Below are 24731 nucleotides of genomic sequence, written 5' to 3'. Positions count from 1 at the left end.
TGGTTTTCGGTTCCCTCACGGATCGAACACACAGCCATTGGCACTCGATCCGGGCGCCCTCCCCGGGCGCGGCTGCTATTGCCGGTCATCGATCCGGGCGCCTCTCCCAGGCGCGGTGAGTCATTGATTTGGGCGCCCCGCGCGGGGCGCGTTGATGGACTTTTTTGCGAGTCCATCAATCTTCTAATTTAACTCGATTTTTGATTATAGCAGTGTAGCATTTTCCGCACGAATACCGCCAGGAGTCTCAGGGGTTCCCCGAGGGCCTCCCAGGGCCGCAATGAACGCTTCCACCACAGCCGGATCGAACTGGATACCCGCGAACCTCCTCAGTTCCACCAGGGCATCCTTGTGTTGGAGCCTGGCCCGGTAGGGGCGGGTGGTTGTCATGGCATCGTAGGCGTCGGCCACAGCGATAATACGGCCCACCAGAGGGATCTCCTCGCCACGGAGCCCTTCCGGGTAGCCGCCGCCGTCGTACCGTTCGTGATGGTGCCGGATCCCGGGTACGATCTCCGCGAAGGATTTGAACTTTCCGAGGATATGGGCGCCGATGACCGGATGCTCGTTCATGGCCAGCTTCTCCTCATCATCCAGCCTGCCCTCCTTGCCCAGGATATATTCCCTTACCCCTATTTTCCCGAAGTCGTGGAGCTGCCCCGCGATCTTGAGCATGGTGAGAAACTTGGAGTTGTAGCCCATGTGACCGGCTGCCATGACGGCGAATTCGGCGACCCGCTGGGAGTGTCCGTGGGTGTAAGGGTCCTTGGCGTCGATGGCCGAGGACAGGGCTCCCAGGGTGGCGAAGAGGAGGTCGGCCAGTTCCTGGTAGAGGTGAACGGCGTACAATACGGAGGAGGCCTGCCGCGAGAGGGCCAGGGCGAACCGCAGATCGCCATCCCCGATCGCCCCCTTTTTCGCCAGCCCGAACACGACGTAACCTTCCCTGAAGTTCCGGAGGCGGAAGGGCACGATAAGAAGGTTCTCCTCACCGCCCTCCGCCAGGGGCGCCGAGACAAGGGCGGGCCCGGAGCATGGCAGACAGACCTCCTCCAGCCCCGAGCCGGCCTGCCCGTCGCCGGACCAGGGGAGTTCCCCGTAGGTCTCCAGAACCTCAAGAGTTCCCAAGCCCTCTGTGTCAGCGAGGAGGAATGTTCCCCATTTGGCGCCGACCTTCTGGGCGCCCTTGTCCAGGATAACGGTCAGGGCTCTTTTGTGACCGCTGTCGGGAGCAAGGCTCTCTGTTACCGCATACAGGAACATGAGCTCCTCGTACTTCTGAAGCAGGTACTCCGTGGTGTCCTCTATGGCACCCCTGTCCCTGGCCTTTTCCACCAGCTGCTCCCGGATAAACCGTCCCAGGGCCTCCAGGCGGGAACGTGTGTAGACAGGGCTCCGTGATGCCTCCATTATCAGGCGATCGGCGGAAGCGAACCCCAGTTCGCCGGCCAGGGTCCTGACGTGTTCCTTGTGTTCCTCGGACATCCCCTGGATCAGGGCGTGTCCCACGAAGACCGTCCCGAGATCCAGTCCTTCCGCACTGCGGAGGGGAACCGCCATTTCTGCCATGCGGGCATGGCAGATGTCGAACTCGGGCCCGGCATCGGCACGGCACCGGGCCAGTATCTGACCGGTGGACGCCTGGCATCGGCGGGCCCCCTCCGGCGTGGATTTGAGCTGCATGCAGAAGGTACTCTCCCCCGCGATCAGATAAGGCTGATCGGAACCGGCGGGGAAATAGGAGATGCCCAGACCGGTGAACTGGGACAGCTCCTGAAAAAACCCCTTCAGTTCATCCCGCGGGAGCGGCAGGTCTGATCGTATCGGCACCGGGCGTGTCATTCCTGGCTGTCTCCGTCCCTTACGGACCTGTCCGCGGAGGCGAGGGTGAAAAAGAAGAGGCTGCCTTCTCCCTCGGCAGGCTCGACACCGATGATGCCGCCGTTTATCTCCACAAGGCGCCTGCAGATGGGAAGACCCAGTCCCACGCCCTGGCCGTCGGCGTCGATGAGCATCCTGTGCCTGGTATACTTCTCAAAGATCGCCTCCCTTCGGTCCTCGGAAACCCCTGGACCGAAATCCCTGATGAAGACCTCCACATCGCCCTCCCGGCCGGGACGCTCGCAGATCCTTGCTCCAATGATCACCTCGGTTTCCGGCGGATTGTACTTCAAGGCGTTGGACAAAAGCCTGTTGGTGATGTCCGCTACCCCTTCCTTGTCCGCATAGGCCTCCGGCAGCCCTTCGGCGATCTCCGATTTGAGGGTGATCCCTCGGGCCTGGGCGGAAGACTGGTTGCTGATCATGGCGTTGAGCAGGGTCTCGGACACGTTGAAGGGCTCCGGATTGAACCTGAAATCGGTCAGCTCTATCCTGGAGAGGCTCAGAAGATCCTCCACGATCTCGGCGAGTTTTGCCGTCTCCTCTGCAATGATATCGAGGTATTCCTTCTGACGCGGGGGGGCCTTGTCGTAGGTATCGTCCCAGAGGAGATCCAGAAATCCCTTGAGCGAGGTCAGGGGGTTTCTCAGATGGTTGGAGACATTCTCCAGGAACCTTGTCTTAAGGTGGTCGAGCTCCTCCTCCTCGGAAATGTCCCTGAGAAGGATGATGAGCCCCAGGGTCTGTTCCTCGCGTTCATCCACCACGGCCACGCTGGCCACCAGGGGGATCTTGTCCTTGATGGAGGTGAAACGGACCGTCCAGGTGGGGTTCTTGACGCCGATGTGCTGTTCCTGGAGGATCCGGAACGTTTCCGCGGGGATGTGGTCGAACAGATGCCGCCCCTCGACCTCATCGTCAACTCCCAGCAGTTCATGGGCCAGGGGGTTCGCGTGAATGATCCTGTAGGACCAGTCGGTGACGATAACACCCTCCCCCATGTTCCGGAGGATCGCCTCGACCCGGTTCTTTTCCAGCTCCAGTCCGGTGACCTGCCTGTCCCGTTCCTGGAGCAGCTGGACGTTATCCAGCAGGATCGAGAGCTGGGCCGCGATCATTTCCACAAGAGCGCGGTCGTCGGGTATGAAAAAGTTGTTCCGGTGTGAGAACAGGGTGACACTCCCGAGGACCCCCCGGGAGGAACGCAGGGTGACCATGAGTTCAGAGGCAGCCGCCTTTCGCGACAAGGTGTCCCTGAGATCGGATTCCTCGATGAGCCTGGCTTCGAGAGCCGCGATGGCCGCGACCTCCGTCTTCCTTTCGAGGGCGAGGGTCTCTGTCCCCTTTTTGATCACCGCCTTCTTCGAGACTTTGAGGGGCAGGTTCCGGTATTTGAGGGCAACCAGTTTCTCGCCGGCTCCCGGAAGCGCCACAAATATGGATCCCAGATCGTAATCCACCACCTGGCAGATGAGGTTGAGGCTGTTCATGAGCAGGGCGTCAGGACGGTCAAGATAGGTGAACAGTTTCCCTGTCTCGTTGATGATGGTCAGCTCGAGAAGTTTGCGCTCGAGGATATCATCGGCACGCCCTTTCAGCGATTCACTGGAAAGCTCATCGGGGCTCACCGGCTTTATGGGTTCACGCTTCTCCTTGAGGAGGGACGATATGGTCTCCAGAAGGGCCTGCTGCTCGATCGGCTTGGTGATGTAGGCGTCGGCTCCGACTTCAAGGCCCCAGAAGCGGTCTTTCTGGGTGTCCTTTGCGGTCATCATCACAACGGGCAGGGCCTTTAACCTCTCGTCGCTCCTGATGAGCCGGCACACCTGGTACCCGCTCATCTCCGGCATGATGATGTCCAGGAGAACGAGGTCAGGCGGTGCTTCGCCGATGGACAGCATGGCCTCGTGCCCGTCCATGGCACGATCGATCTCGTATCCCTCCTTGACGAGCACGTCCTTGACAAGCTCGTGGATGAAGGGGCTGTCATCGACCACAAGGATCCTGTAAGCCATCAGCCATCCTCCCCGCTAACGGTTTTCATTCTTAAGACGAAACGGCTCCCCGGCCTGCCTTCCCGATCCTGAAGTGTGATGGAACCCCCGTGCAGATCGATGATCTTCTTTACGATGGCAAGGCCCAGGCCGCTTCCCTTCCCCCGTCCCGATGAAGCCCTCGGGACCTGGTGATATTTTTCGAAAATACGCTCCTGCTCCTCGGGAGGCACACCCGGCCCTTCATCGAGGATCTCGATGCTGACCTCGCCGTTGACCCTCCTGATGACCGTTTCCACCACACCTCCCTGGGGGGAGAAATTGATGGCGTTGGAATAGATGTTGACCAGCACCTGCAGGAAGCGCTGTCGATCCGTTTCGATCACGAACGGTTCGTTGCTCCCGCCCGTCAACTGCAGGCGAACCTCTTTCCCGGCAGCTAAACCCTCCATGCTTCTCATGGCGTAATCGATGAGTTCGACGGCGGAACAGGGCTCCACATGCATCGTCATCCTGCCTGATTCCAGGCGGCCCAGGTCCAGGAGATCGCTGATGAGAAAGATCATCCGATCGGCCTCGGAATCGAGGATACCCAGGTATTCCTGGAATTTTTCCCGGTTATCATAATCGCCGTTTAACAGGACCTCGATAAACCCCTTGAGGGATGTGAGGGGGGTCCTCAGATCGTGGGATACGATGGCCAGAAACTCCTCCCGGTTCCGTTCCAGTTCCCGGATCCCGGTGAGGTCCCGGAGCCCGAACAGTACCCGGGACGGCCCGGTAGCATTTGCCATGGAAAGGCCCAAGAGTTCGATCTCCCGGGCCTGCCCAGCGGATGCCTGGAACTGAACGAGGCTCCTCACGGCCTGTCCCCCGGCGGCCTGGACAGACGTCATGAAACCTTCCGGCACCGGGAAACCGGTCTCGAAGAAATCGGTTCCAGCCAGTGGGGAAGAACCGCCGCCCAGGAGCTCGACAGCCTTCGGGTTGAGGTCGAAGATACGACCGCTGTCTTCCATGATCACGAGCCCTTCGTCCAGGATCCGGAAAACCTCCTCCTTCTCCCTGCTCATGATCTTCATCTCCTCGATGCGTGCCTCCAGCTGGCGAACGAGCTGGACATTGCGGATGGAAAGGTATTGCCTTTCCAGGGCGCGCTGCACCGAGTGAACGAGATCCTCCTTCACGATCGGCTTCTTGATGTAGTCGTAGGCTCCGGCCTTCAGGGCCTCTATGGCACTTTCCATGCTGGCGTAAGCTGTCACCATGATAACCGCGATGCCCGGGTCCCGTTCCCTGATCCTGGCAAGGACCTCCGTTCCAATGATATCCGGCAGCACCAGGTCCATGACCACGACCCTGAATCGACCTTCCGCGCAGGCGGCCAGGGCCTCTGCCCCGGTGCCCACAACATGGACCTCGTAACCCTCATCCACCAGGATATTGGCCATCAGGTCCCGGAAGAACTTCTCGTCATCGATGACGAGGATGGGGCCGACGGTCTGTCCGTCATTTCTTGGCATGGGCGGTTCCTTTTCGGCCTTTCCCGGTTTTCTTTGTCCGGGAGGCGGGCCCGGCAAAAGCCCCTTTTTCGAAGACCTCGTCAATGGCCTGATCCAGGTCGTCCACCGTCACGATCTCCATTCCCCGGGTCACGTAGGACGGGATCTCCTTCAGGTCCGGCCGGTTCAGGCCGGGAATAACGACCTTCGCGATCTCCGAACGTTTGGCGGCAAGGAGTTTTTCCCTGAGGCCGCCGATGGGAAGGACCATCCCGGTAAGGGTGATCTCCCCGGTCATGGCGACGGCGGGGAGGGGCGTTTTTCCTGTCAGGGCCGATATCATGGCGGTGGTGATGGCCATCCCGGCAGAGGGTCCGTCCTTGGGGGTCGCCCCGGCGGGAACATGGACGTGGACATCGGTTGCAAGGACCGACTGAGGCGTGATCCCGAGTTTCCTTCCTCTTGAACGGATATAGGTCAGTGCCGCCAGGGCCGATTCCTTCATGACGTTTCCCAGGGAGCCCGTCATGGTAAGGGAGCCTTTCCCCTTGACAGCCGAAACCTCGATATTAAGGGTCTCGCCACCCACAGGGGTCCAGGCAAGCCCCACAGTCACACCGACCCTGGCCTTGTCCTCTCTCCTGACCTCCCGGAAACGGGGAACTCCAAGGTAGTTTTCCAGGTTGCCGGCAGTCACGCGAGTCCCGGATCTTTTGCCCATGGCGATCCGTTTTGCCACCTTCCGGCACACGTTCCCGATCTCTCTCTCCAGGTTGCGGACTCCCGCTTCCCGCGTGTACTCAAGAACGATCCGGTCCAGGGCCCCTCCCGAGATCCGGAGGAGTTCTGCGGACAGGCCGTTTCTATCCAGCTGGCGGGGAACGAGGTATCTTTCGGCTATGTGTATTTTTTCGACCGATGTGTAACCGGGCAGACGGATGACCTCCATACGGTCCCTGAGCGCCTGGGGGATCGGATCGGCCATGTTGGCCGTGGCAATGAACATGACCGAGGAAAGATCGTAGGGCACAGCCAGGTAATGGTCCCGGAAGTTGTTGTTCTGCTCCGGGTCGAGGACTTCCAGAAGCGCCGAGGAGGGATCTCCCCTGAAATCGGCACCGAGTTTGTCGATCTCGTCCAGCATGAACACCGGGTTTTTCGAACCTGCCTGTTTCATCCCCTGGAGGATCCTTCCCGGAAGTGCCCCGACGTAGGTCCTGCGGTGCCCCCTGATCTCGGCCTCGTCCCTGATACCGCCCAGGGACATCCGCACGAACTTGCGGCCCATGGCCCTGGCAATGGAACGGCCCAGGGAGGTTTTTCCAACACCCGGGGGACCGACCAGGCACAGGATCGGTCCTTTCAGTTCCTTTTTCAGTTTCAGAACGCCGAGGTACTCCAGGATCCGCTCCTTGATCTTTTCCAGATCGTAATGGTCCTCATCAAGAACTTTAAGGGCTTTATCCAGGTCGAGCCTGTCCCGTGTACCCTTCTTCCACGGGATCTCGACCACCCACTCCAGATAGGTCCTCAAGGTGGCGGCCTCCGCGGAGTCGGGATGCATCTTTCCAAGACGGTCAACCTGCTTTACAACCTCATCCAGGACTTCCGCGGGCAGCGAAGCCTTTTCGATCCTTTCTCTGAAGTCACCTATTTCGGCCTGCCGTTCGTCCTTGTCTCCAAGCTCTTCCTGGATCGCCTTGAGCTGCTGCCTGAGGTAATAATCCCTCTGGGTCCTGCTCATCTCCTCCTGGGTCTGATCCTGGATCTTCTGCTGCATCTCGAGGATCTTGATCTCCCTGTCGAGGATCCCGTGAACATAGGTGAGACGCTCGATGGGATCGACGGTCTCCAGCACCTTCTGGGCTTCCACGAGCCCCAGCCCCAGACTGGAACCGGTCAGGTCCGCCAGGCGTCCCGGGTCACTGACGTTGTCAGCCACTGCCAGCACGTCGGGGGGAACCGGTTTGCCGAGCTGGACCACCCGCATGAGGCCTTCCCTCGTGGCCCGTACCATGGCCTCAACCTGGAGGGGCAGCGATTTATGGAAAGGCTCATCGATGAGATCGAGCCGAACGGAAAAATAGGGATCGGTGGACAGATACTCGGTGACCTTGCCCCGCTGGAGTCCCTGGACCAGGATCTTGGCCTTACCGTCCGGTGTTTTGAGCATGCGGATGATGACGCTGACGGTGCCGAGGTCGTGCATATCCTTCGTACCCGGCTCTTCCACCTCCCCCTCCTGCTGGGCCGTGAGAAATATGAGCCGGTCGCCCTTCAGGGCTTCGTCAAGGGCGTGGATCGACTTGTCCCTGCCCACGACCAGGGGCACGATCATGTAAGGGAAAACCACCAGATCACGGACAGGCAGCAGCGGCAGGATCTCGGGGATCTTCATCCCTTCGCCGCCGGCATTTTCTTTATCCCTTTCCTCGATGTCGTTGTTTCGGTCTTCACTCATTTTCCACCCCGGTCCCACCGGCAATGGGCACCTTGACCACCGCTTTACGCCTGTCACTGACCAGGGGCAGCCTGATCCGCAGGACCCCATTGGCAAGTTCAGCGCTTACACCTGAGGTATCCACGTTGGCCGGGATATCGATGACGCGCCGGAACACACCGAACTCCCTTTCAAGGCAAAGGTACCTGAGGCAGCCCGAATCAAGTCGTCCGGCCTTGTAACCCTCGATGGTGAGACGCTCACCATCGATACCGACAGCAAGGTCCTCCCGAACCATGCCGGGAGCTTCCAGTTCGATAAGCAGCCCCCGGTCATCCTGGACGATATCCACGGGCGGATGGGCCGTTTCACCAGCCCAGTCAGGGGCCATGGGGACCCTGCCTGAGAACCCGTGGATCAACCGGACAAACCGGTTTAACGTCCATCCGGTGTCCCAGATAAAATCTTTCCTTTTCATTCAGGTTCCGCCTGCCGCTATTTTATCGGTAATGTATCGGAGGAGAGGTGGCCCAAGCTCCTCATCCTTGAGTCCGTAATGGATATTGGCCATGAGAAAACCGAGCCGGGTCCCGGCGTCATGTCTCAACCCCTCGAAAACAAGCCCGTAAACCTCGTCCTCTACGGCCAGCCGGTCAAGGGCGTCGGTAAGCTGGATCTCTCCGCCGACACCAGGCTGGACTCCCTCGATGAGATCGTATATCTCCGGCACCAGGATGTACCTCCCGATCACGGCGAGGTTCGAGGGCGCGGAACCGGGAGGCGGTTTTTCCACGAACTTCCGGATCCTGTAGACACCCGGATCGGTCCTTTCCCCGTCGGCGATCCCGTAAAGATGGGTCTGGTCCCCGGGGACCTCCTGGAGAGCGACGATGGTCTTCCCTGTCCGGACAAAAAGGTCTGCGAGCTGAGCCACACAGGGAACAACGGAATCGATGAGATCGTCGGGAAGGATCACAGCGAAAGGATCATTTCCCACAAGTCCCCGGGAACAGAGGATGGCGTGACCCAGGCCTCTGGGGCTGTCCTGGATCACCGAACTGACCCGCACCATCCCGGACACTGCTTTCACCTGCTCCAAAAAACCCAGTTCTCCCCTTGCCTCCAGGAAATTCTCCAGGGCCGGATCTTTTTCGAAATATCTCTGAACGGCCTCCTTGCCCTCCGCCGTCACGAGGATCAGGTCCCGGATACCCGAACGGGCCGCTTCCAACACGACCTCGTGGATAAGGGGCCTGTCGACGAGGGGCAAGAGCTCCTTCGGGACCGATTTGGTGGCGGGGAGGAATCGGGTACCTTTCCCCGCAGCCGGGATGACGACCTTGGTGACCTTCAAGCGGACTCCCTTCTTGTTGGAATCTATCAGGAAAATATAACAGATTTGCCTATATGAATAAAAGAGTTGTTAGGCTTCGCTTAACAACTCTCTTATATTTCTATCTTCAGACGACAGGTTTGAAAACAGCAAGCCGTCGGACATCCTACCGTTTTCAAACCTTGACAAACGACGGGCCTTTGAAAATAATAGGCCCTCATTTTGCCGAAGTGGTGGAACTGGTAGACACGCCATCTTGAGGGGGTGGTGGGCAACCGCCTGTGCGAGTTCGAGTCTCGCCTTCGGCACCATTCGACGCATAACGAAGCCCGCCTTATACAAGGCGGGCTTCGTTATTTGCTCATGGCAGGCCATGTAAGGAAAGAAAGCGAGACGAGAACTTGACCGAAGGTCAACAGTGAGCTTGTCCCCCGTAGCCCATTATGAGCGAAGGGGGAAGTCTCGCCTTCGGCACCACCCTTCGACAATCTCAGGGTAGATGAGGAAAAGGACCGTTGAGCCTGTCGGAGGGTGGTAGTCCTGAGCAAGCAACCCCGCGACAATGAGGGGAGCGCGTCGAAGGGCAGCCCCAAAAAAACAGGGCCCTGCAGGACCCTGTTTTTTTGGGAGTTCCGAGTTCAAAGTTGATAGGGTCGCAAAAAGTCCAATCCGGGACTTTTTGCGCGTCCATCAAAGTTCCGGGTTCCAAGTTCAGATCAAACATCCAACCGTGAACCCCTCGTAACAGGCGAGACATGGTTTCCCGCCATGCTGCTGATCCACAAAAAACGGTGACCTGTGGCAACCTGGATGGTGGTGATCTTTATGGTCACCGTTTTTTGTGGCTTGACATCATCGGCCACCTGTTTTTTACTGGAAGCAGGTGAACTCTTCCACATTCAGCCGGGGGGCAGCCATGTATTACGATTGGTCAAGCGTAAAGCGCTATTCCGCCACAGGGTGGAAGTACGGCTCCTTGAGGTTCTTCCTGGGTGTCCTGGCTCTCGTCATCATCGTTTCTCTCCTGGGATCGGCCCCCTTCTGGGTCACCTTCCCCTCCATCGCACCGCTCCTGGTTCTTTACTTCCCCATTCTCGGCTTTTTCATCGAAACAATGGAAAAGGACTGGAAGGACTGGCATCTGTGGTAGGGAAGTTTACGGTGTACAGTTTACGGTGTACAGTTTACAGCTTACAGTTCGAGGCTGACACACTTCTCCTCCGACATCATCTACCATCCCCTGAACACCCGGGCATTTATCTAAATAGAAAACGGCGCAACACAATAATCCACGATTTTCAGTTTTGTGCTTTTATTTGACTGTAAACCGCAAACTGTTAACTGTGGACTTCTCCCCCTTATTGACTTTCCCGTTAATCTTTATAAGCGTTTTAGGATCAAACACCATGGTTACCAGGAGAATACCGAATGCGTGACATTGAAGAGATTGTTGCCAGGTTCCGCGAGTCGGGACTCAAGATCACACCGCAGAGGGTGAGTATCTTCAAACTGCTCCAGGGAAATCGTGACCATCCCTCGGCAGAGGACATCTACCGGCAGGTTCTCAAGGTTCATCCGGCCATCTCATTCACCACCGTTTACAAGACGCTCCAGACTCTGCGGGACATGGGAGAGTTGCAGGAACTCACCATAAACCCGGAAAGGGCCCACTACGATCCGGCGACATGGGAACACGTCCACACCTTCTGCAGATCCTGCCGCAGCATCTGCGATCTCGATGATGGTCATGAAAGCAACCTGACGCCTTTCATCGCCGAAGCCGGGTCCTTTGAAGTCCACCACGTCCAGATCCACCTGGTGGGCCTCTGCGGGGAATGCCGATAAGGGCAGTAGCCAGTAGTCAGTGATCTGAAACCTGATTACTGATATCTGATATCTAACCAAAAGGAGTTTCCCATGGCTGTATTCAAGTGCAGGGAATGTGGTAAGACCATGGAAGGCCGCTGCAAACCTAAAAAATGTCCCTCCTGTGGAGCAGCCGACAGCTTCGAGAAGGAGGAGTAACTGGCGTTACCGTTTACAGTTCACGGTAAACGGTTCACAGTTCACAAACGAAAAGACAAGAAACGGCGGGAATCCGAGGAGACAGGGTCCCGCCGTTTTTCACGGGCTCTGACTGTAAACAGTAGACCGTACACTATTCTAAACTAAGTTAATCACCATCCCGTCCTCGGCAACAACAACTTCACCGTCGAAATATTTCCGGGCAAGGAGGGCGAGGGTTTCCGGCTCCGGACCCGGGTTGATGTGGCTGAGAACAAGAAACCCTAAATCCGCAATCGGGTCACTATAGCCCGATTGCGGGATTTAGGGTTTCCTTGACACATGGAGCCATTTTTATCCATACTAACAGCTTCAGACAAATCATATCCATGTATCTGTCAAGGTTCTCCGACAGTCTCGTGCATGAAGATTCACAGCCGCGCTATCCGGACAGGGAGTTGACGCATAAAGGCGGACCAATGAATGATCTAAAAAAAATGCATTTTACAGCCGTTGCCCTTGTCACGGCCCTGGCTCTGGTGACCGTTTCCTGTTCGGCCCCCCAGGTCAGGGAGGAATCTCCGGAAGAGAGGCTGGACCAGGCGAGAACCAGCATGGAAAAGCACCGCTACGAGGCTGCCCAGGAAACGCTGGAAGATCTCAAGTTCATCACAGCCGGGACCCGGCTCGGTGGAGAAGTCCAGTTCCTGCTGGCCGAGACGCGCTACAGGCAGGGAAAACTGTCCGAAGCCGAAGTCGGCTACGGAACCTACCTGTTATCGTACCCCGGCGGTCCCTTCGCGGAAAAAGCGCTGTTCTACCAGGCCCTCTCCAAGGTCAGGCAGCTGGAAAAGATGCGCCTCGGTTTCTTTTCGATCAAACGCTACCTCCCCCACGATCGGGATATTTCGATCATTCGTGAAGCCAGGGTCCTCTTTCAAAGGTATCTTGAAACCTACCCCGGGGGGGAATGGGTCGAAGAGGCCGATGAACGAGTCACCGAACTGCTGACGAAAGAGGGGGAACACGAGCTGGGAATCGCTTCTTTCTATCTCAACAAGGACAAACCCCAGGCGGCGCTGGCAAGGACCGGACGGGTCCTGCAAGGCCCCTTCCCGGATCCGATCCTTGATCGTGCCCGTAAACTGGCCGGGGAAGCTGACGCGGCCTTGCCGGATGCCCAGGGAGGCAGCGGACACTGACCCGGTGCAGGCAAAGAGGAGCGCGCAAATGACCGGGAAAAGGTACACGGTGTCAGAGATCGACGACCTCATCGCCCAGGGTCACATGGACCAGGCAGAGGGGGCTCTCCTTTCGATCTATCGCGGCAACCCTGACTTCGCGGACGTGTGCAACCGTCTTGGCCAGCTGTATTATCAAAAGGGGGAGTTCCCCCGGGCCCGCGAGTATCTGGAAAGAGCGGTCAGGCTCAACCCGGACTACACGGAAGCCTCCCTGAACCTGGCGGTAACTCTCAACGAAATGAGACAGTACGGACGGGCAAAGGAGGTTATCGACCAGGCCCGGCAGAGAGCGTCCCGGAAAAAGGCACCCATCGAACCTTTCGTGGCCGGCAAGCTGGCTAACCGTCACAAGGAGACAGGCGATATCTACCGAGAACTGGGTATGTTCGTGGAGAGCATCGAGGAATACCGGAAAGCGCTCAACCTGTCGCCCGGTTTCCCGGATATCCAGGTGCGGCTGGCCGTGACACTCAGGGAGATCGGGATGACGGACGAGGCCCTCGGGATCCTGTCGAGAACCATCGAAACCCGCCCGGATTATCTGGACGCCCGGATCCAGCTCGGGATCACATACTTTTCCCGCGGTTTCCTGGAAAGAGCCAACGAACAGTGGGGAGAGGTCCTCAAGGCCAATCCGAATCACGCCAAGGCCCTGATGTACATGAGTTTTCTGGGAAAGGACAAGGTGGGGCGGCACCCTGCCAACTAGACATATCGGAGAACCCTGCACATCACGCCAACGGCGTGACTAGCAGCGTGTCGGAAAACCTCTTGACACGCTGCTGTAGGTTTTTCGGAAAGCCCTTTTTTGGGTCTTTTCTTGAAAACAAGAGCATTAAACCGGTAAATAACTCCGGTGAATTACCAAATGTGCCATATATTTGTTTTTTTCGGTCTAAATGCTACTTCCGATAAACTATATCCAGGAGCCTGCATGGGGTTCTCCGACAGGCTCCTAGATACAGTTTGTCGGCAGCATGTCGGGGGTGTTCCCGACACGCCGCTGATACATGCAAAATCCGGCGGGGATAATCACGGGTTTTGCATATCTTGACAGGCTTTTTCCCTGAGCTTATCATCCCCGGAGGGTCTGTCAGCAAGCCCGAGGTTTACCGGCAGCCCCCTGGCTCCACGCGGGCATCACATCGGAAGCCGCGTTCGGGGTTTCATTTGCACACTGATGCCGGCCTTCCCGACACCAGATACCGGGGGGCAAAATAAAGGAAGCCTTTGCCATAAGGAGAGCGCCATGAAGCGAACCGGCACCTATCGGGCCGTGGCTGTTTACGCTCTGTTCGTCCTGATGTCCCTTTCCATCATTCCGGCTGCGGTCAACGCTTCCGGCAAGGTCCACATCGTCCAGAAGGGCGACACGCTGTGGGACCTCTCTTCTTTTTATCTTTACGATCCTTTCGTATGGCCCCAGGTCTGGAACGCTAACCGGGATATCGAAAATCCCCACCTCATCTACCCGGGTCAGGAGATAGTTATCCCCGAGAAGGTGGTGCGCACTGCTGTGCCTCCTGTCGAGGCCAGGCCTGTCCTGCCGCCGCCTGAGCCCGTGATGGCCCAACCTGAACCTGCCCCGCTACCCGAACCTGCCTCGCTGCCCGAACCGGAGCCGGTACCTGAACCGGAACCTCCCGCCGAGGTAATCAAGCAGGAGATGATCCTGGCTCTAAGTACCTACGGTTTTATTATCGATGACGAGGAGATCGGGATCGGAACGATCACCTCCGCCGAAGAAAACCGTATGCTGGTCAGTCCCGGCATGAAAGTCTATGTTGAAACGGACAAGGGGACCAGCCTTCAGACCGACGCCCGTTATTCCGTGGTGCGGGTCTACAACGAGGTCAGACATCCCGCAACTGGCAAGAGAGTCGGATACCTGGCCAGGGTCCTGGGTGACATGACGGTGGTGGATGCCCGCGAGAAACTTGCCACCGCCATCGTTGGAGATGTCTACAGGGATATCAAATTCGGTGACCAGGTCATGGAGCACATCGACTACCTGACCTGGCTGCCCCGGGAAGGCTCCTCAGGAGCTGTCGGTGCGCTCACCGGCATGATCCTCGCCAACCCCGACGGCAAAACCATTATGGGAGAGAGTGACATCGTGTTCATCGACCTGGGATCAGACGACGGACTCAGGACCGGTGACAGGCTGAACCTGGTTGTCCAGAAAGAGATTCCGGGCGCCGTACAACCCCCGGAGGAGGTCCTCGGAGAGATCCAGGTGATCGTCCCGAGAGCCCGGACGTCGGTAGCCCGGATCACGCGCAGTGAAAAAGATATCGGGGTTGGAGCCACGGCCCGGAGCTCGGCGCCCTGACAGAGAAAGACCGACGCGGAGACACGGGGACGCGGGGAGCCGCAATGGAAGATCAGTTATGTAGCATTCATACCTACACACCTACACACTTAACCAGTTACGTATTCTCAGTATGAAATAAGAAAAAAGGCCGGCTGCATTGCCGGCCTTTTTTCTTACTGGAACTGTTTACTGGCCTTCGGTGCCGGCCGTTTCCGGTGTCGCTGATGTCGGGGCCGAACTCTCGGGGACGGCCTCTTCAGGGACCTGGCCCGCACCGGTCTCACCGGGTAACGTTACAGGGGCCTGGGTGGTCGGTACCTCGATTCCCATGTTTCGGCTGCTGGTGGACGACATGTATGCCAGTCCAAGGGACGTGAGCATGAAACAGATGGCAGCTGTCGTGGTTAACTTGGCCATGAATCCGGCAGGCCCGGCGCCGCCGAAAAGGGTCTGGCTCGACCCGCCGAAAGCGGCACCCATCTCGGCTCCCTTGCCCGTCTGGAGCAACACGACCAGGATAAGGAAAACTGCCACGGCTATGTGAAGGATCTTCAGGAAAAGTATCATCATCGTTTTTCAATCGCCTCCAATAAGACAGATTTACTCTGCGTTCTAAGTTGATGACTTCGAAAAAAGTCATCAATGCGCCCCGCGCGGGGCGCCCGGATCGATGACCGGCAAATATGTCGCGATCCGTGAGGAAAGGACAAACCCCGCCTTTTCCTTTCCGTTGAGCCAAAGTCTCGCATAGACTTTGGCGATCTATCAGTAATCTCCGTGAGGAAAGGAAAAACCCCGCTTTTCCCTTTTCGTGGAGCGAAAAGTCCCGGATTGGACTTTTTGCGACTCTATCAGGAGTTGTGAATAAGTTTCTACCGCTATTTCGGAAACCGGGATCGCTTCGCCCGATATCAGCTCGTAATGACGGGCTACTGATCCTGCCGGCGCCGTTTCTCCCCATTTCCGCGTCACCGCGTCTTTGTGTCGTTTTATTCTCTCGCCTTCGCCGCCTTTACGATCCCGGCGAAGCTCTCAGGATCCAGGCCGGCGCCGCCGACAAGGGCGCCATCGATATCCTCCATGGTGATCAGGGATGAGGTATTGTCGGGTTTGACCGAGCCGCCGTAAAGGACACGGATCTGGTCCGACACCTCTTTTCCCACAAGACCGGCCATAAGCCCCCTGATGAAACCGTGGACCTCCTGGGCCTCTCCCTGGGTTGCCGTCTTGCCGGTGCCGATGGCCCAAACCGGCTCATAGGCGACCACCAGATCTGCCCCGCCCTCGACCACGGTCCCGTCCAGAGCACCGAGAAGCTGCCTTTCCACCACATCGAAGGTCTTGCCGTACTCCCGCTCCCCGAGGGTCTCCCCTACACAGAGGATCGGGGTTATTCCCTCTCTCATGGCAGCCGCGATCTTGCGGGCCACTTCGCCGTCCCCCTCTCCGAAGAACTGACGCCGTTCCGAATGGCCGACGATGACCATCCGGCAGCCGATGTCCCGAAGCATGACGGGGCTGATCTCACCGGTAAACGCCCCTGAACCTTCCCAATGCATGTTCTGGGCTGCCAGGGCCACCCAACTCCTGCTCAGGGCCTTTCCTAAAGCGGCCAGGGCCGTGGCGGGTGGAGCGATGGCTACGTCCACATCTTCAACACCGGACACGAGGGGCAGAAACTCCTCGACGAAGTCCACAGATTCGGAGATCGTCTTGTTCATCTTCCAGTTTGCTACGATGAGCGGTTTTCTCGCCATGGTATCTTCTCCAGAGCAGGCGGGCTATACCACCTGGCCGATCACATGTCAAATGCCGACAGGAGGCTTTTTCTGCCCTGTGGGTAATAACTACCCGGAAAAATATTCTCTTCGATCCGTTTTACGGGGCGGTGCTAATTTTCCGGGGCGGTGCTTATATAATCGTTCCTCTCCTCACTTTCCCTCTGGTTCGACAGGCTCACCGTCCTGAGCTTGCCGAAGGAGGAGAGTGTCGGGGAGAGGGGGAATAGATTCACCCCCACCTCTGACTTGTCCCGCCATAGCTTGAGCGACGGCGGATCCTCCCCCCTCAAGGGGGAGGAAGAATATTGATGGACTCGCAAAAAGTCCATCAACGCACCCCGCGTGGGGTGCCCAAATCAATGACCCGTCCCGCAAGTCATTAATTTGCGGGATAAGTCATTGATTTGTGAGGAAAGGGAAAACGACGCTTTTCCCTTTCCGTGGAGCGAAAAGTCCCGGATTGGACTTTTTGCGACTCTATCAATATCGAGGCGGACTATCATAAGTCATCCAGGGCGTTAATGCCCGGGAGTTCCCCCTTTTCCAGCAGCATGAGGAACGCCCCGCCACCGGTGGATATATAATCGATCTTGTCCGAATTTCCCGTGGCGTGGACTGCGACATCGGTATCACCACCGCCGAGAATGGTCAGGGCCTGAGATCCGGCCAGGGCCTCCACCATGGAGAAGGTCCCCTTGCTGAAAGATGAGAGTTCAAAAACTCCCATGGGCCCGTTCCAGATAATGGTTCCGGCCGACCCGATCACCTCCCTGAAAAGGGTGATGGTGGCGGGCCCGATGTCGAGGCCCATGAGGTCGTCAGAGATCTCCTGGGCAGGAACGATCATCGATTCTGCCTTCTCGTCCACCGCGGTGGCCGCGACACAATCCACCGGGAAGTAGACCGGGATGCCTTTCTTCCTGGCCTCGGTAATGATCTCGCCGGCCAGGTCGAGCATATCCTCCTCCACCAGGGACCGCCCAACCTTGTACCCCATGTATTTGAGAAAGGTGAACGCCATCCCGCCGCCGATAATGATCTTGTCCACTTTTTTCATGAGGCTCATGATAGTCCGGATCTTGTCGGAAACCTTGGCGCCGCCGAGGATCGCCACCAGGGGGCGAACCGGCTCCCCGAGTGCCCTGTTGAAGTAGTCGATCTCGTGGTTGACCAGGAACCCGGCGACAGCCGGCTTTAAAAAGGCAGGGACACCGACAACGGAGGCGTGCTCCCGGTGAGCGGTGGCGAAAGCGTCGTCGACGTAGACATCGGCGAGTTCGGCCAACTGCCGGGAAAACCCGGGGTCGTTAGCCCTCTCCTCGGGATGGAACCGGAGGTTCTCCAGCAGGAGGACCCCCCCGGGCTGAAGCTCCCGGGCTGCCCGGGCCACCTCCGCCCCCACGCAATCGGGGAGGAGGGTCACGTCCTGTTTTAAAAGACGGGCCAGGCGCCTCGCCACGGGATCGAGGCTCATGGAAGGGACACGTTTCCCCTTGGGGCGGCCCAGGTGGCTCATGAGGATGACGCTGCCGCCCTGATCCAGAACATGGTTTATGGTGGGCAGGGTCGCCCGGATCCGGCTGTCGTCAGTGATGTTGCCGTTGGCATCAAGGGGCACGTTGTAATCGACACGGATAAGGGCCTTTTTCCCTTTCAGATCCACATCTTCGAGCTTTTTCTTCCTCAGCACGTCAGACTCCGTAAAGGTACTTGGCCAGGTCCCTCAGGCGGGACGAGTAACCGTATTCGTTATCGTACCAGGAGAGCACCTTGGCCATGGTTCCGTCCACCACTTTGGTCATGGGAGCGTCGAATATGGATGAAGCCTCCCAACCGTTGAAATCCACGGAAACGAGGGGCTCGTCCATGTAAACCAGATATCCCGCAAGGGGGTCGGTCTCGGCGGCCCTTTTCATGGCGGCGTTAACCGAATCGGCGTCGGTCTCCTTTTCAAGCTCCACCGAAAGGTCCACCAGGGACACATTTGGGGTGGGGACCCGGACGGCGAGGCCGTCCAGCTTGCCCTTGAGCTGGGGAAGCACTTCACCCACCGCCGAGGCGGCGCCGGTGGTGGTCGGGATCATGGATACGGCGGCAGCACGGGCACGGCGCAGGTCGCTGTGAGGCAGGTCCAGTATTCGCTGGTCGTTGGTGTAGGCGTGGACCGTTGTCATGACGCCGTGAACGATCCCGAACTCATCATCCAGGACCTTGGCTACGGGAGCCAGGCAGTTTGTCGTGCACGAAGCGTTGGAAATGATCCGGTGCTTGCCGGGATCCAGATCCTGGTGGTTGACCCCCATGACCACTGTAATGTCCGGATTCTTGCCGGGCGCGGAGATGATCACGTGGGAGGCTCCCGCATCAAGGTGTTTGCCTGCCGTGTCCCGGCCCCGGAACAGGCCGGTGCATTCGAGGACAACATCCACACCCAGTTCTTTCCATGGCAGGTTGGACGGGTCCTTCTCGGAAAACACCTTGACCGGCTTGCCGTTGATGACGATGGAATCGCCCGAGACTTCCGAGGTGCCCCCGGGAAGGCAACCGTGCACGGAATCGTGACCGAAGAGCCAGTCGAGGGTTTTTGCGTCAGTCAGATCATTGATGGCCACGAACTCGATAGCCCGGTCGTTCATCGCACTGCGGACGGTCAGCCTGCCGATGCGGCCGAATCCGTTGATCGCCACTTTAATGGCCATGGGAACCTCCTGTTTTTTCGATTAATATTGGCTTTTTTGCGACCCTATCATCAGTTGATCGGTCTTTGAGGAAAGCGTCGGCAGGGCCGACAACCCCCGACATCCTGATGACCACCGAAAAGTTCAAATTATAAACAGGGGGCGGATCAAGTCAAACTTTTTCTCCCTGGCCCTGAAAAATGGGGATTCGTGGGACAGGTAGAAAAAGTGTTAAGTGTTGCTTTACAGTTACATTTACGCTAGTTTTGCAGAATTATGGCGGCCGAGTATTCACCCCCCCCCAGGATCCTCATCATCGAGGACGACGCCGTTTCCCGGAACATCCTCAAGAACATTTTCCTGAACGAAGGATACCAGGTTCTCGAGGAAGCGGATGGGACAAAAGGGCTCGCGACCGCACTGACCGAACACCCCGACCTCATCTGCCTGGATATCATCCTGCCGGGCCTTTCCGGGTACGAAGTCTGCCGCTCCATCAGGTCCGACGAAACCTGTTCCGGCATCCCCATCCTCATGGTCACGGCCCTGAACAAGCGGGAAGATATCGTCAAGGGGCTCCGGACCGGGGCCACCGATTACCTCACGAAACCGTTCTCGCCGGTGGAGGTCCTGGCCAGGGTCAAGGTCAACCTCCAGCAAAAGATCGCCCTGCGGGACCTTCTCCAGAAGACGGGGCAGTTCGCTCTGGCCTGCGAGATCCTGGAAACGACCACATCCTCCCTCGACCTGAAGCAGGTGCTCTTCATCCTGGTGACCAAGACGGCCCAGTTCCTGAACGGGGATCGCTGCTCCATCATCGCTGTGGAAGGCAGTTGGGGGGACGACCAGCGCCTCCCCAAGGGACGCCTTCTCGTCTCCCACGACGATCCCAACGTTTCGGAACTTGTCATCGACCTCCTCAAGTACCCCGAGATCCTGAAATCGTTCCGCACCGGAGAGCTGGTCGTGGTTGAGGACGTCTTTTCCGACCCCCTCATGGAAGAAGTGAAAGAATCCCTGGCAGGGATGCCGTTTCGATCCGTCATGTCCGTCCCCCTCACTTTCCGCGGCGAGATTCTCGGCGCCATGCTGCTGAGGACCACGAGGACCGAGTGCGGGTTCACCGGGGATGAGATCACCATGACGAGGATCATCGCGGCTGCGGGAACCAACGCCCTGAGGAACGCCTCCCTTTACAGCAGGATAGAAAAAAAGAACGAGCGGCTCGAGAAGTTGAACGAGGAGCTCAAGAGGGCCAACGAGGAGCTCGAAGCACTCAGCAAGGCCCGGTCGGATTTCGTTTCCATGGTCTCCCACGAACTGAGGACGCCTCTCACCTCTATCATTGGTTTTTCCGAGCTTCTGGCCGAAGCCCATGTCGGGGAACTCACCAGGGAACAGGACGAGTATATCCGCCAGATCCTGCGAAAGGGCAAGGATCTCCTCACCCTCATCAACGACCTCCTTGACACCGGCCACCTGGAGTCCGGCAAGGTGGCTCTGAGATACCGGGAAGTGGACCTGGACGACGTGATCCAATCAGTCCTCTCCTCGACGCGCCACGTGACCGAAGTTACGCCGATCATCAAGGTCCAGATCCCCGAGGATATTCCCCCCTTCGACGGTGACCCGGAAAAGATCACCCAGATCCTCGTCAACCTGGTGACCAATGCCCTGAAGTTCTCCCCGCCGGCATCGCCGGTGGTCATCTCGGCGGGCCTGCTCGAGGGACGGCGGGAGACCGACCGTGGGTTATTCCTGAAGATCAGCGTCACGGACAAGGGGATCGGCATCCCCGAAGAGGAAAGGCAGCGGGTCTTCGAACAGTTTTTCCAGGTCCAGTCGGGAACGTCGAGGAGCTACAGGGGAGCCGGCCTCGGCCTTTACATCTGCCGCAGCTTCGTGGAACTCCATGGGGGGAAGATCTGGGTGGATTCCGAGGTAGGCAAGGGAAGTACGTTCAGCTTTACCATTCCGGTAAGGCAAAACTAGCGCGAAGAACAAAGTACGAAGTGCGAAGTAACTTCGTGCTTCGCTCTTTGCTCTCAGCTCTTCTTAGTAAAGACCAACTCCCCCTCTTTCACCTCAGCGATAACCGTGTCCCCCTCGCCGAACCTGCCGGCCAGGATATCCATGGCCAGCACATCCTGGATCCGCTTCTGGATGGCCCGCCGCAGGGGCCGTGCCCCGTAGACCGGGTCGTACCCCTCCCCCGCCAGGAGGTCCAGAGCCCCGTCGGTGAGTTCGATACCGATCCCCCGGTCCCGAAGGAGCGCCTCGATGTTTACGGCCTGGATCTGGACGATGGACCGGATCTGGTCCCTCGTGAGCGAGTGGAAGATGATAACGTCGTCGATCCTGTTTAAAAATTCCGGCTTGAAATGGCCCTTCAATGCATCCATGACCTGGGTTTCCATCTCCCGCCCGGCTTCCGGCTCATCCCGGGCCTGGAGCCGGGCGATGGCGGCGCTTCCGATGTTGGAGGTCATGATGACCACCGTGTTGCGGAAATCCACCGTCCTCCCCTGACCGTCGGTGAGGCGGCCGTCGTCGAGGAGCTGGAGCAGGACGTTGAAGACTTCCGGGTGTGCCTTTTCGATCTCGTCGAAAAGGATGACACTGTAAGGTTTCCTCCTCACGGCCTCGGTGAGGTAGCCTCCCTCCTCGTACCCCACGTAACCGGGAGGCGCGCCGATGAGTCTCGCCACAGAGTGTTTTTCCATGAACTCCGACATGTCGATCCTGACCATGGCCCCTTCGTCGTCGAACAGAAATTCGGCCAGGGCCTTGGCGAGCTCGGTCTTTCCCACCCCGGTGGGGCCCATGAAGATGAACGACCCGATGGGGCGCTCCGGATCCTGAAGCCCGGCCCTCGCCCGCCTGACGGCATTGGACACAGCCCGGACGGCTTCGGTCTGCCCCACGACCCGTTTGGAGATCCTCTCCTCCATGTGAACCAGTTTTTCCGTCTCGCCTTCAAGGAGACGGCTCACCGGTATCCCCGTCCACTTGGCGACGATGTGGGCAATGTCCTCGGAGTCCACCTCCTCTTTGAGCATCCTCTGTCCCTTCTGGAGCTCGGCGAGCTTGTTATCTCCCTCCATCACCTGCTGTTGAAGCTCCGGAAGGGTCCCGTACCTGAGCTGGGCGGCCTCCTCCAGGTTTCCGGACTGCTCGGCCCTGGCCGCCTTGAACCGGTTGTCGTCCATCTGCTCCTTGAGCTTGCGGAGCTGACCGATGGCGTCCTTCTCCGCCTGCCAGTGGGCCTTCATGGAGCTTGCTTTCTCCGTGAGTTCGGCCAGTTCCCTTTCGATGGCATCGAGCCTCTTGCGGGAGGTGTCGTCCTTCTCCTTCTTGAGGGCTTCCCGCTCGATCTGAAGCTGGACGATCTTCCGCTCCAGTTCGTCGATCTCCTGGGGGAGGCTGTCGATCTCGATCCTGAGCCTTGACGCCGCCTCGTCCACCAGGTCGATGGCCTTGTCGGGGAGGAACCGGTCGGCGATATAGCGGTCCGAAAGGGTGGCCGCGGCGACGATGGCCGAGTCAGTGACCCTGACCCCGTGGTGGATCTCGTAACGCTCCTTGAGCCCCCGGAGGATGGCGATGGTATCCTGGACCGTTGGTTCCGGCACCTTCACCGGCTGGAACCGGCGCTCCAACGCGGCATCCTTCTCGATGTACTTGCGGTACTCGTCGATGGTGGTGGCTCCGACGCACCTGAGTTCCCCCCGGGCGAGGGCGGGCTTGAGCATGTTGGAAGCGTCCATGGAACCTTCGGCCCTTCCGGCCCCCACGAGGTTGTGGAGTTCGTCGATGAAGAGGATGATCTCCCCGGCCGCCTCCTGAACCTCCTGGAGGACCGCCTTGAGGCGCTCTTCGAACTGTCCCCTGTACTTGGCGCCGGCCACGAGGGCCCCCATGTCCAGGGCGACGATCCGCTTGCTTTTCAGGCCCTCGGGGACATCACCGTCAGCCACGCGCTGGGCGAGTCCCTCGGCGATGGCGGTCTTGCCCACACCGGGCTCCCCTATGAGGACCGGGTTGTTCTTGGTCCGCCTGGAAAGCACCTGGATGACCCTCCGGATCTCGTCGTCCCGGCCGATGACGGGGTCCAACTTTCCGCGCCGTGCCAGGTCGGTCAGATCCCTCCCGTAGCGCAGGAGAGCCTGGTACCGATCCTCGGGGTTCTGGTCGGTGACCCGCTGGCTGCCTCGAACCCCCTTGAGGGCCTCGAGGACCCTGGCCCGGTCCAGACCGGCTTTAGCCAGGATCCCGCGGACCGGGCTCTTCGTGTCGGGAGACACCATGGCGAGGAAAAGGTGCTCGGTACTCACGTATTCGTCCCTGAGTCCCTCCGCCTCAGCAAGCGCCGTGTTGAACAGGGCGTTGAGGTGCCGGCCCAGGTGAACCTGGATCATCCCGTGGACCTTGGGAACCTTTCCGAGGGACTCCTCGATAGACTCCCTGATGGAGCCCGTATCGGCGCCCACCTTCTCCACGAGGGGAAGGACGACTCCGCCTTCCTGGTCCAGGAGGGCCGCCAGGAGGTGTTCCACTTCCAGTTCCTGGTGTCCGCGGGTCTCAGCGTCCCTCTGGGCCTCCTGGAGCGCCTCCTGGGCCTTGACCGTCAGTTTTTCGAAGTTGATGGCCATGATCTTCACCCCAATTTGAAAATATTTTCCGTGGTTTATCAGCCAGTGTCAATTTTAACCACCCCATGGGCAGTGTCAAATTGAGATGAGAACGAAGCACGAAGAGCGATGTGCGAAGGGAAGACCCAACCGTGTCTTTGCCTTTTCTTACGACTTCGTTCTTCAAGCTTTGCGCTAATGCACACCCTTTCCGTCTCCCCTCATTGACACTGTTCCCTTATGGCTTACTTTTAATGTAAACTTGGCAGCAAGAGGCATGGAGCTTATGATCATCTACGACCTTCAGTGCACGCGGGAACATACTTTCGAGGGCTGGTTCAAGTCCAGGGAAGAGTTCGACCTCGAGAAGAAGGCCGGCAGGCTCAGCTGCCCGGTGTGCGGCGTTACGGAGGTGAACGCCCTCCCCTCAGGGGGCCACGTGGCGGTTAAGGGCAGCTCACGAGGGGCCGCCGCCCCCCCCAACTTCGCGAAGGCGCTGGCCCGGTACCTGGAGGAGAACTTCGACAACGTGGGCCCGGGTTTCGCCGATGAGGCCCTGAAGATGCACTTTGACGAAGTCGAGTACCGCAACATCCGGGGCACCGTGACCGACGAGGAGGAACAGGAACTCCAGGAGGAAGGGGTGGAGTACTTCAAGGTGCCGGTTAGGAAATTAAGCAGTTAAGCTGCTTAATTTCCAGTTGACTGTTCACAGTAAAGGCATGCCAAACCTTTGAGCAATAGCAGCGGTTGCACTGTAAACCGTGAACTGTAAACAGTAAACTCCAAACCTTGACACCCTCCCCCATCGGGATATATATAGTTCGTTCCAGTTCAAACGGGCGATTAACTCAGCGGGAGAGTGCTGCCTTCACACGGCAGAAGTCACTGGTTCAAATCCAGTATCGCCCACCACAAAAAACGAGCGG

Annotated in this window: 20 protein-coding genes and 2 tRNA genes; 10 read left to right on the top strand and 12 right to left on the bottom strand. The window is 58.4% G+C overall.

Annotation, left to right across the window (positions count from 1 at the left end):
- Nucleotides 1–204: 204 nt before the first annotated feature.
- The 6 genes from P1S46_01240 to P1S46_01215 are packed head-to-tail and all read right to left on the bottom strand — an operon-like array spanning nt 205 to nt 9171.
- A complete protein-coding gene (locus P1S46_01240; GenBank protein ID MDF1535110.1) occupies nt 205–1842 on the bottom strand; it encodes an HD domain-containing protein in 1638 nt (545 codons plus the stop codon).
- Entirely contained in the window at nt 1839–3896 is a 2058-nt protein-coding gene (locus tag P1S46_01235) for a response regulator (protein ID MDF1535109.1), read from the bottom strand. The genes P1S46_01240 and P1S46_01235 overlap by 4 nt, the downstream gene beginning before the upstream one ends.
- Nucleotides 3896–5398, bottom strand: a complete 1503-nt coding sequence (locus P1S46_01230; protein ID MDF1535108.1) for a hybrid sensor histidine kinase/response regulator — start codon at nt 5396–5398, stop codon at nt 3896–3898. The genes P1S46_01235 and P1S46_01230 overlap by 1 nt, the downstream gene beginning before the upstream one ends.
- Nucleotides 5385–7838 (bottom strand): endopeptidase La, encoded by a 2454-nt coding sequence (gene lon / locus P1S46_01225; GenBank protein ID MDF1535107.1) that lies wholly within the window; start codon nt 7836–7838, stop codon nt 5385–5387. Before lon ends, P1S46_01230 begins: the two co-directional genes overlap by 14 nt.
- Nucleotides 7831–8295, bottom strand: a complete 465-nt coding sequence (locus P1S46_01220) for an Hsp20/alpha crystallin family protein (protein ID MDF1535106.1) — start codon at nt 8293–8295, stop codon at nt 7831–7833. The genes lon and P1S46_01220 overlap by 8 nt, the downstream gene beginning before the upstream one ends.
- Nucleotides 8296–9171 (bottom strand): UTP--glucose-1-phosphate uridylyltransferase, encoded by an 876-nt coding sequence (locus P1S46_01215; protein MDF1535105.1) that lies wholly within the window; start codon nt 9169–9171, stop codon nt 8296–8298.
- Between the two features lie 203 nt (nt 9172–9374).
- Here P1S46_01215 and P1S46_01210 point away from each other — a divergent pair.
- The 7 genes from P1S46_01210 to P1S46_01180 all read left to right on the top strand — a co-directional run bounded on the left by P1S46_01210 (nt 9375) and on the right by P1S46_01180 (nt 14730).
- Nucleotides 9375–9461 (top strand) — tRNA-Leu (locus P1S46_01210).
- Between the two features lie 605 nt (nt 9462–10066).
- Entirely contained in the window at nt 10067–10300 is a 234-nt protein-coding gene (locus tag P1S46_01205; protein ID MDF1535104.1) for a hypothetical protein, read from the top strand.
- Between the two features lie 278 nt (nt 10301–10578).
- The gene (locus tag P1S46_01200; protein MDF1535103.1) at nt 10579–10995 is read left to right on the top strand and encodes a Fur family transcriptional regulator; all 417 of its coding nucleotides are present in this window, start codon (nt 10579–10581) and stop codon (nt 10993–10995) included.
- Between the two features lie 72 nt (nt 10996–11067).
- The gene (locus P1S46_01195) at nt 11068–11175 is read left to right on the top strand and encodes a rubredoxin (protein ID MDF1535102.1); all 108 of its coding nucleotides are present in this window, start codon (nt 11068–11070) and stop codon (nt 11173–11175) included.
- Nucleotides 11176–11633: 458 nt separating this feature from the next.
- Nucleotides 11634–12356 (top strand): outer membrane protein assembly factor BamD, encoded by a 723-nt coding sequence (gene bamD / locus P1S46_01190; protein ID MDF1535101.1) that lies wholly within the window; start codon nt 11634–11636, stop codon nt 12354–12356.
- Between the two features lie 28 nt (nt 12357–12384).
- A complete protein-coding gene (locus P1S46_01185; protein MDF1535100.1) occupies nt 12385–13107 on the top strand; it encodes a tetratricopeptide repeat protein in 723 nt (240 codons plus the stop codon).
- A 540-nt stretch (nt 13108–13647) separates the two neighbouring features.
- On the top strand, nt 13648–14730 hold the full coding sequence (locus tag P1S46_01180) for a LysM peptidoglycan-binding domain-containing protein (GenBank protein ID MDF1535099.1): 1083 nt from the start codon (nt 13648–13650) through the stop codon (nt 14728–14730).
- 168 nt (nt 14731–14898) lie between these two features.
- Here P1S46_01180 and secG read toward each other — a convergent pair whose 3' ends face one another.
- The 5 genes from secG to gap form a co-directional block, all read right to left on the bottom strand.
- Complete coding sequence (gene secG, locus P1S46_01175; GenBank protein MDF1535098.1) at nt 14899–15279, bottom strand: preprotein translocase subunit SecG; 381 nt, start codon at nt 15277–15279, stop codon at nt 14899–14901.
- A 422-nt stretch (nt 15280–15701) separates the two neighbouring features.
- Entirely contained in the window at nt 15702–16469 is a 768-nt protein-coding gene (tpiA, locus tag P1S46_01170) for a triose-phosphate isomerase (protein MDF1535097.1), read from the bottom strand.
- 134 nt (nt 16470–16603) lie between these two features.
- Complete coding sequence (locus P1S46_01165) at nt 16604–16726, bottom strand: hypothetical protein (protein MDF1535096.1); 123 nt, start codon at nt 16724–16726, stop codon at nt 16604–16606.
- A 266-nt stretch (nt 16727–16992) separates the two neighbouring features.
- Entirely contained in the window at nt 16993–18180 is a 1188-nt protein-coding gene (locus P1S46_01160) for a phosphoglycerate kinase (GenBank protein ID MDF1535095.1), read from the bottom strand.
- 4 nt (nt 18181–18184) lie between these two features.
- Nucleotides 18185–19192 (bottom strand): type I glyceraldehyde-3-phosphate dehydrogenase, encoded by a 1008-nt coding sequence (gene gap / locus P1S46_01155; GenBank protein MDF1535094.1) that lies wholly within the window; start codon nt 19190–19192, stop codon nt 18185–18187.
- A 255-nt stretch (nt 19193–19447) separates the two neighbouring features.
- Between gap and P1S46_01150 the strand changes: the two genes are divergently transcribed.
- Nucleotides 19448–21163: an ATP-binding protein gene (locus P1S46_01150; protein ID MDF1535093.1), complete on the top strand. Its 1716-nt coding sequence runs from the start codon at nt 19448–19450 to the stop codon at nt 21161–21163.
- A 53-nt stretch (nt 21164–21216) separates the two neighbouring features.
- Here the strand turns inward: P1S46_01150 and clpB are convergent, their stop codons facing one another.
- Entirely contained in the window at nt 21217–23817 is a 2601-nt protein-coding gene (gene clpB / locus P1S46_01145; protein ID MDF1535092.1) for an ATP-dependent chaperone ClpB, read from the bottom strand.
- Between the two features lie 262 nt (nt 23818–24079).
- On the opposite strand from clpB, the gene P1S46_01140 reads away from it, so the two are divergent.
- Nucleotides 24080–24487 (top strand): DUF1178 family protein, encoded by a 408-nt coding sequence (locus P1S46_01140; protein MDF1535091.1) that lies wholly within the window; start codon nt 24080–24082, stop codon nt 24485–24487.
- Between the two features lie 155 nt (nt 24488–24642).
- Nucleotides 24643–24717: transfer RNA gene (locus tag P1S46_01135), tRNA-Val, on the top strand.
- The last annotated feature ends 14 nt before the right edge of the window (nt 24718–24731 follow it).

Source organism: bacterium (genome assembly GCA_029210545.1).
Taxonomy (GTDB): domain Bacteria; phylum BMS3Abin14; class BMS3Abin14; order BMS3Abin14; family BMS3Abin14; genus JARGFV01.
The sequence above is the reverse complement of the archived record's forward strand: the minus strand, read 5'-3'. Positions and strand labels throughout refer to the sequence as shown.

Excerpts from the sequence above, each read along its gene's own strand:
- lon (MDF1535107.1), bottom strand. The coding sequence starts at position 7,838 with ATGAGTGAAGACCGAAACAACGACATCGAGGAAAGGGATAAAGAAAAT.
- tpiA (MDF1535097.1), bottom strand. The coding sequence starts at position 16,469 with ATGGCGAGAAAACCGCTCATCGTAGCAAACTGGAAGATGAACAAGACG.
- P1S46_01140 (MDF1535091.1), top strand. The coding sequence starts at position 24,080 with ATGGAGCTTATGATCATCTACGACCTTCAGTGCACGCGGGAACATACT.
- P1S46_01240 (MDF1535110.1), bottom strand. The coding sequence starts at position 1,842 with ATGACACGCCCGGTGCCGATACGATCAGACCTGCCGCTCCCGCGGGAT.
- P1S46_01205 (MDF1535104.1), top strand. The coding sequence starts at position 10,067 with ATGTATTACGATTGGTCAAGCGTAAAGCGCTATTCCGCCACAGGGTGG.
- P1S46_01195 (MDF1535102.1), top strand. The coding sequence starts at position 11,068 with ATGGCTGTATTCAAGTGCAGGGAATGTGGTAAGACCATGGAAGGCCGC.
- bamD (MDF1535101.1), top strand. The coding sequence starts at position 11,634 with ATGAATGATCTAAAAAAAATGCATTTTACAGCCGTTGCCCTTGTCACG.
- P1S46_01220 (MDF1535106.1), bottom strand. The coding sequence starts at position 8,295 with ATGAAAAGGAAAGATTTTATCTGGGACACCGGATGGACGTTAAACCGG.
- P1S46_01200 (MDF1535103.1), top strand. The coding sequence starts at position 10,579 with ATGCGTGACATTGAAGAGATTGTTGCCAGGTTCCGCGAGTCGGGACTC.
- P1S46_01180 (MDF1535099.1), top strand. The coding sequence starts at position 13,648 with ATGAAGCGAACCGGCACCTATCGGGCCGTGGCTGTTTACGCTCTGTTC.
- P1S46_01235 (MDF1535109.1), bottom strand. The coding sequence starts at position 3,896 with ATGGCTTACAGGATCCTTGTGGTCGATGACAGCCCCTTCATCCACGAG.
- secG (MDF1535098.1), bottom strand. The coding sequence starts at position 15,279 with ATGATACTTTTCCTGAAGATCCTTCACATAGCCGTGGCAGTTTTCCTT.
- P1S46_01150 (MDF1535093.1), top strand. The coding sequence starts at position 19,448 with ATGGCGGCCGAGTATTCACCCCCCCCCAGGATCCTCATCATCGAGGAC.
- gap (MDF1535094.1), bottom strand. The coding sequence starts at position 19,192 with ATGGCCATTAAAGTGGCGATCAACGGATTCGGCCGCATCGGCAGGCTG.
- P1S46_01230 (MDF1535108.1), bottom strand. The coding sequence starts at position 5,398 with ATGCCAAGAAATGACGGACAGACCGTCGGCCCCATCCTCGTCATCGAT.
- P1S46_01185 (MDF1535100.1), top strand. The coding sequence starts at position 12,385 with ATGACCGGGAAAAGGTACACGGTGTCAGAGATCGACGACCTCATCGCC.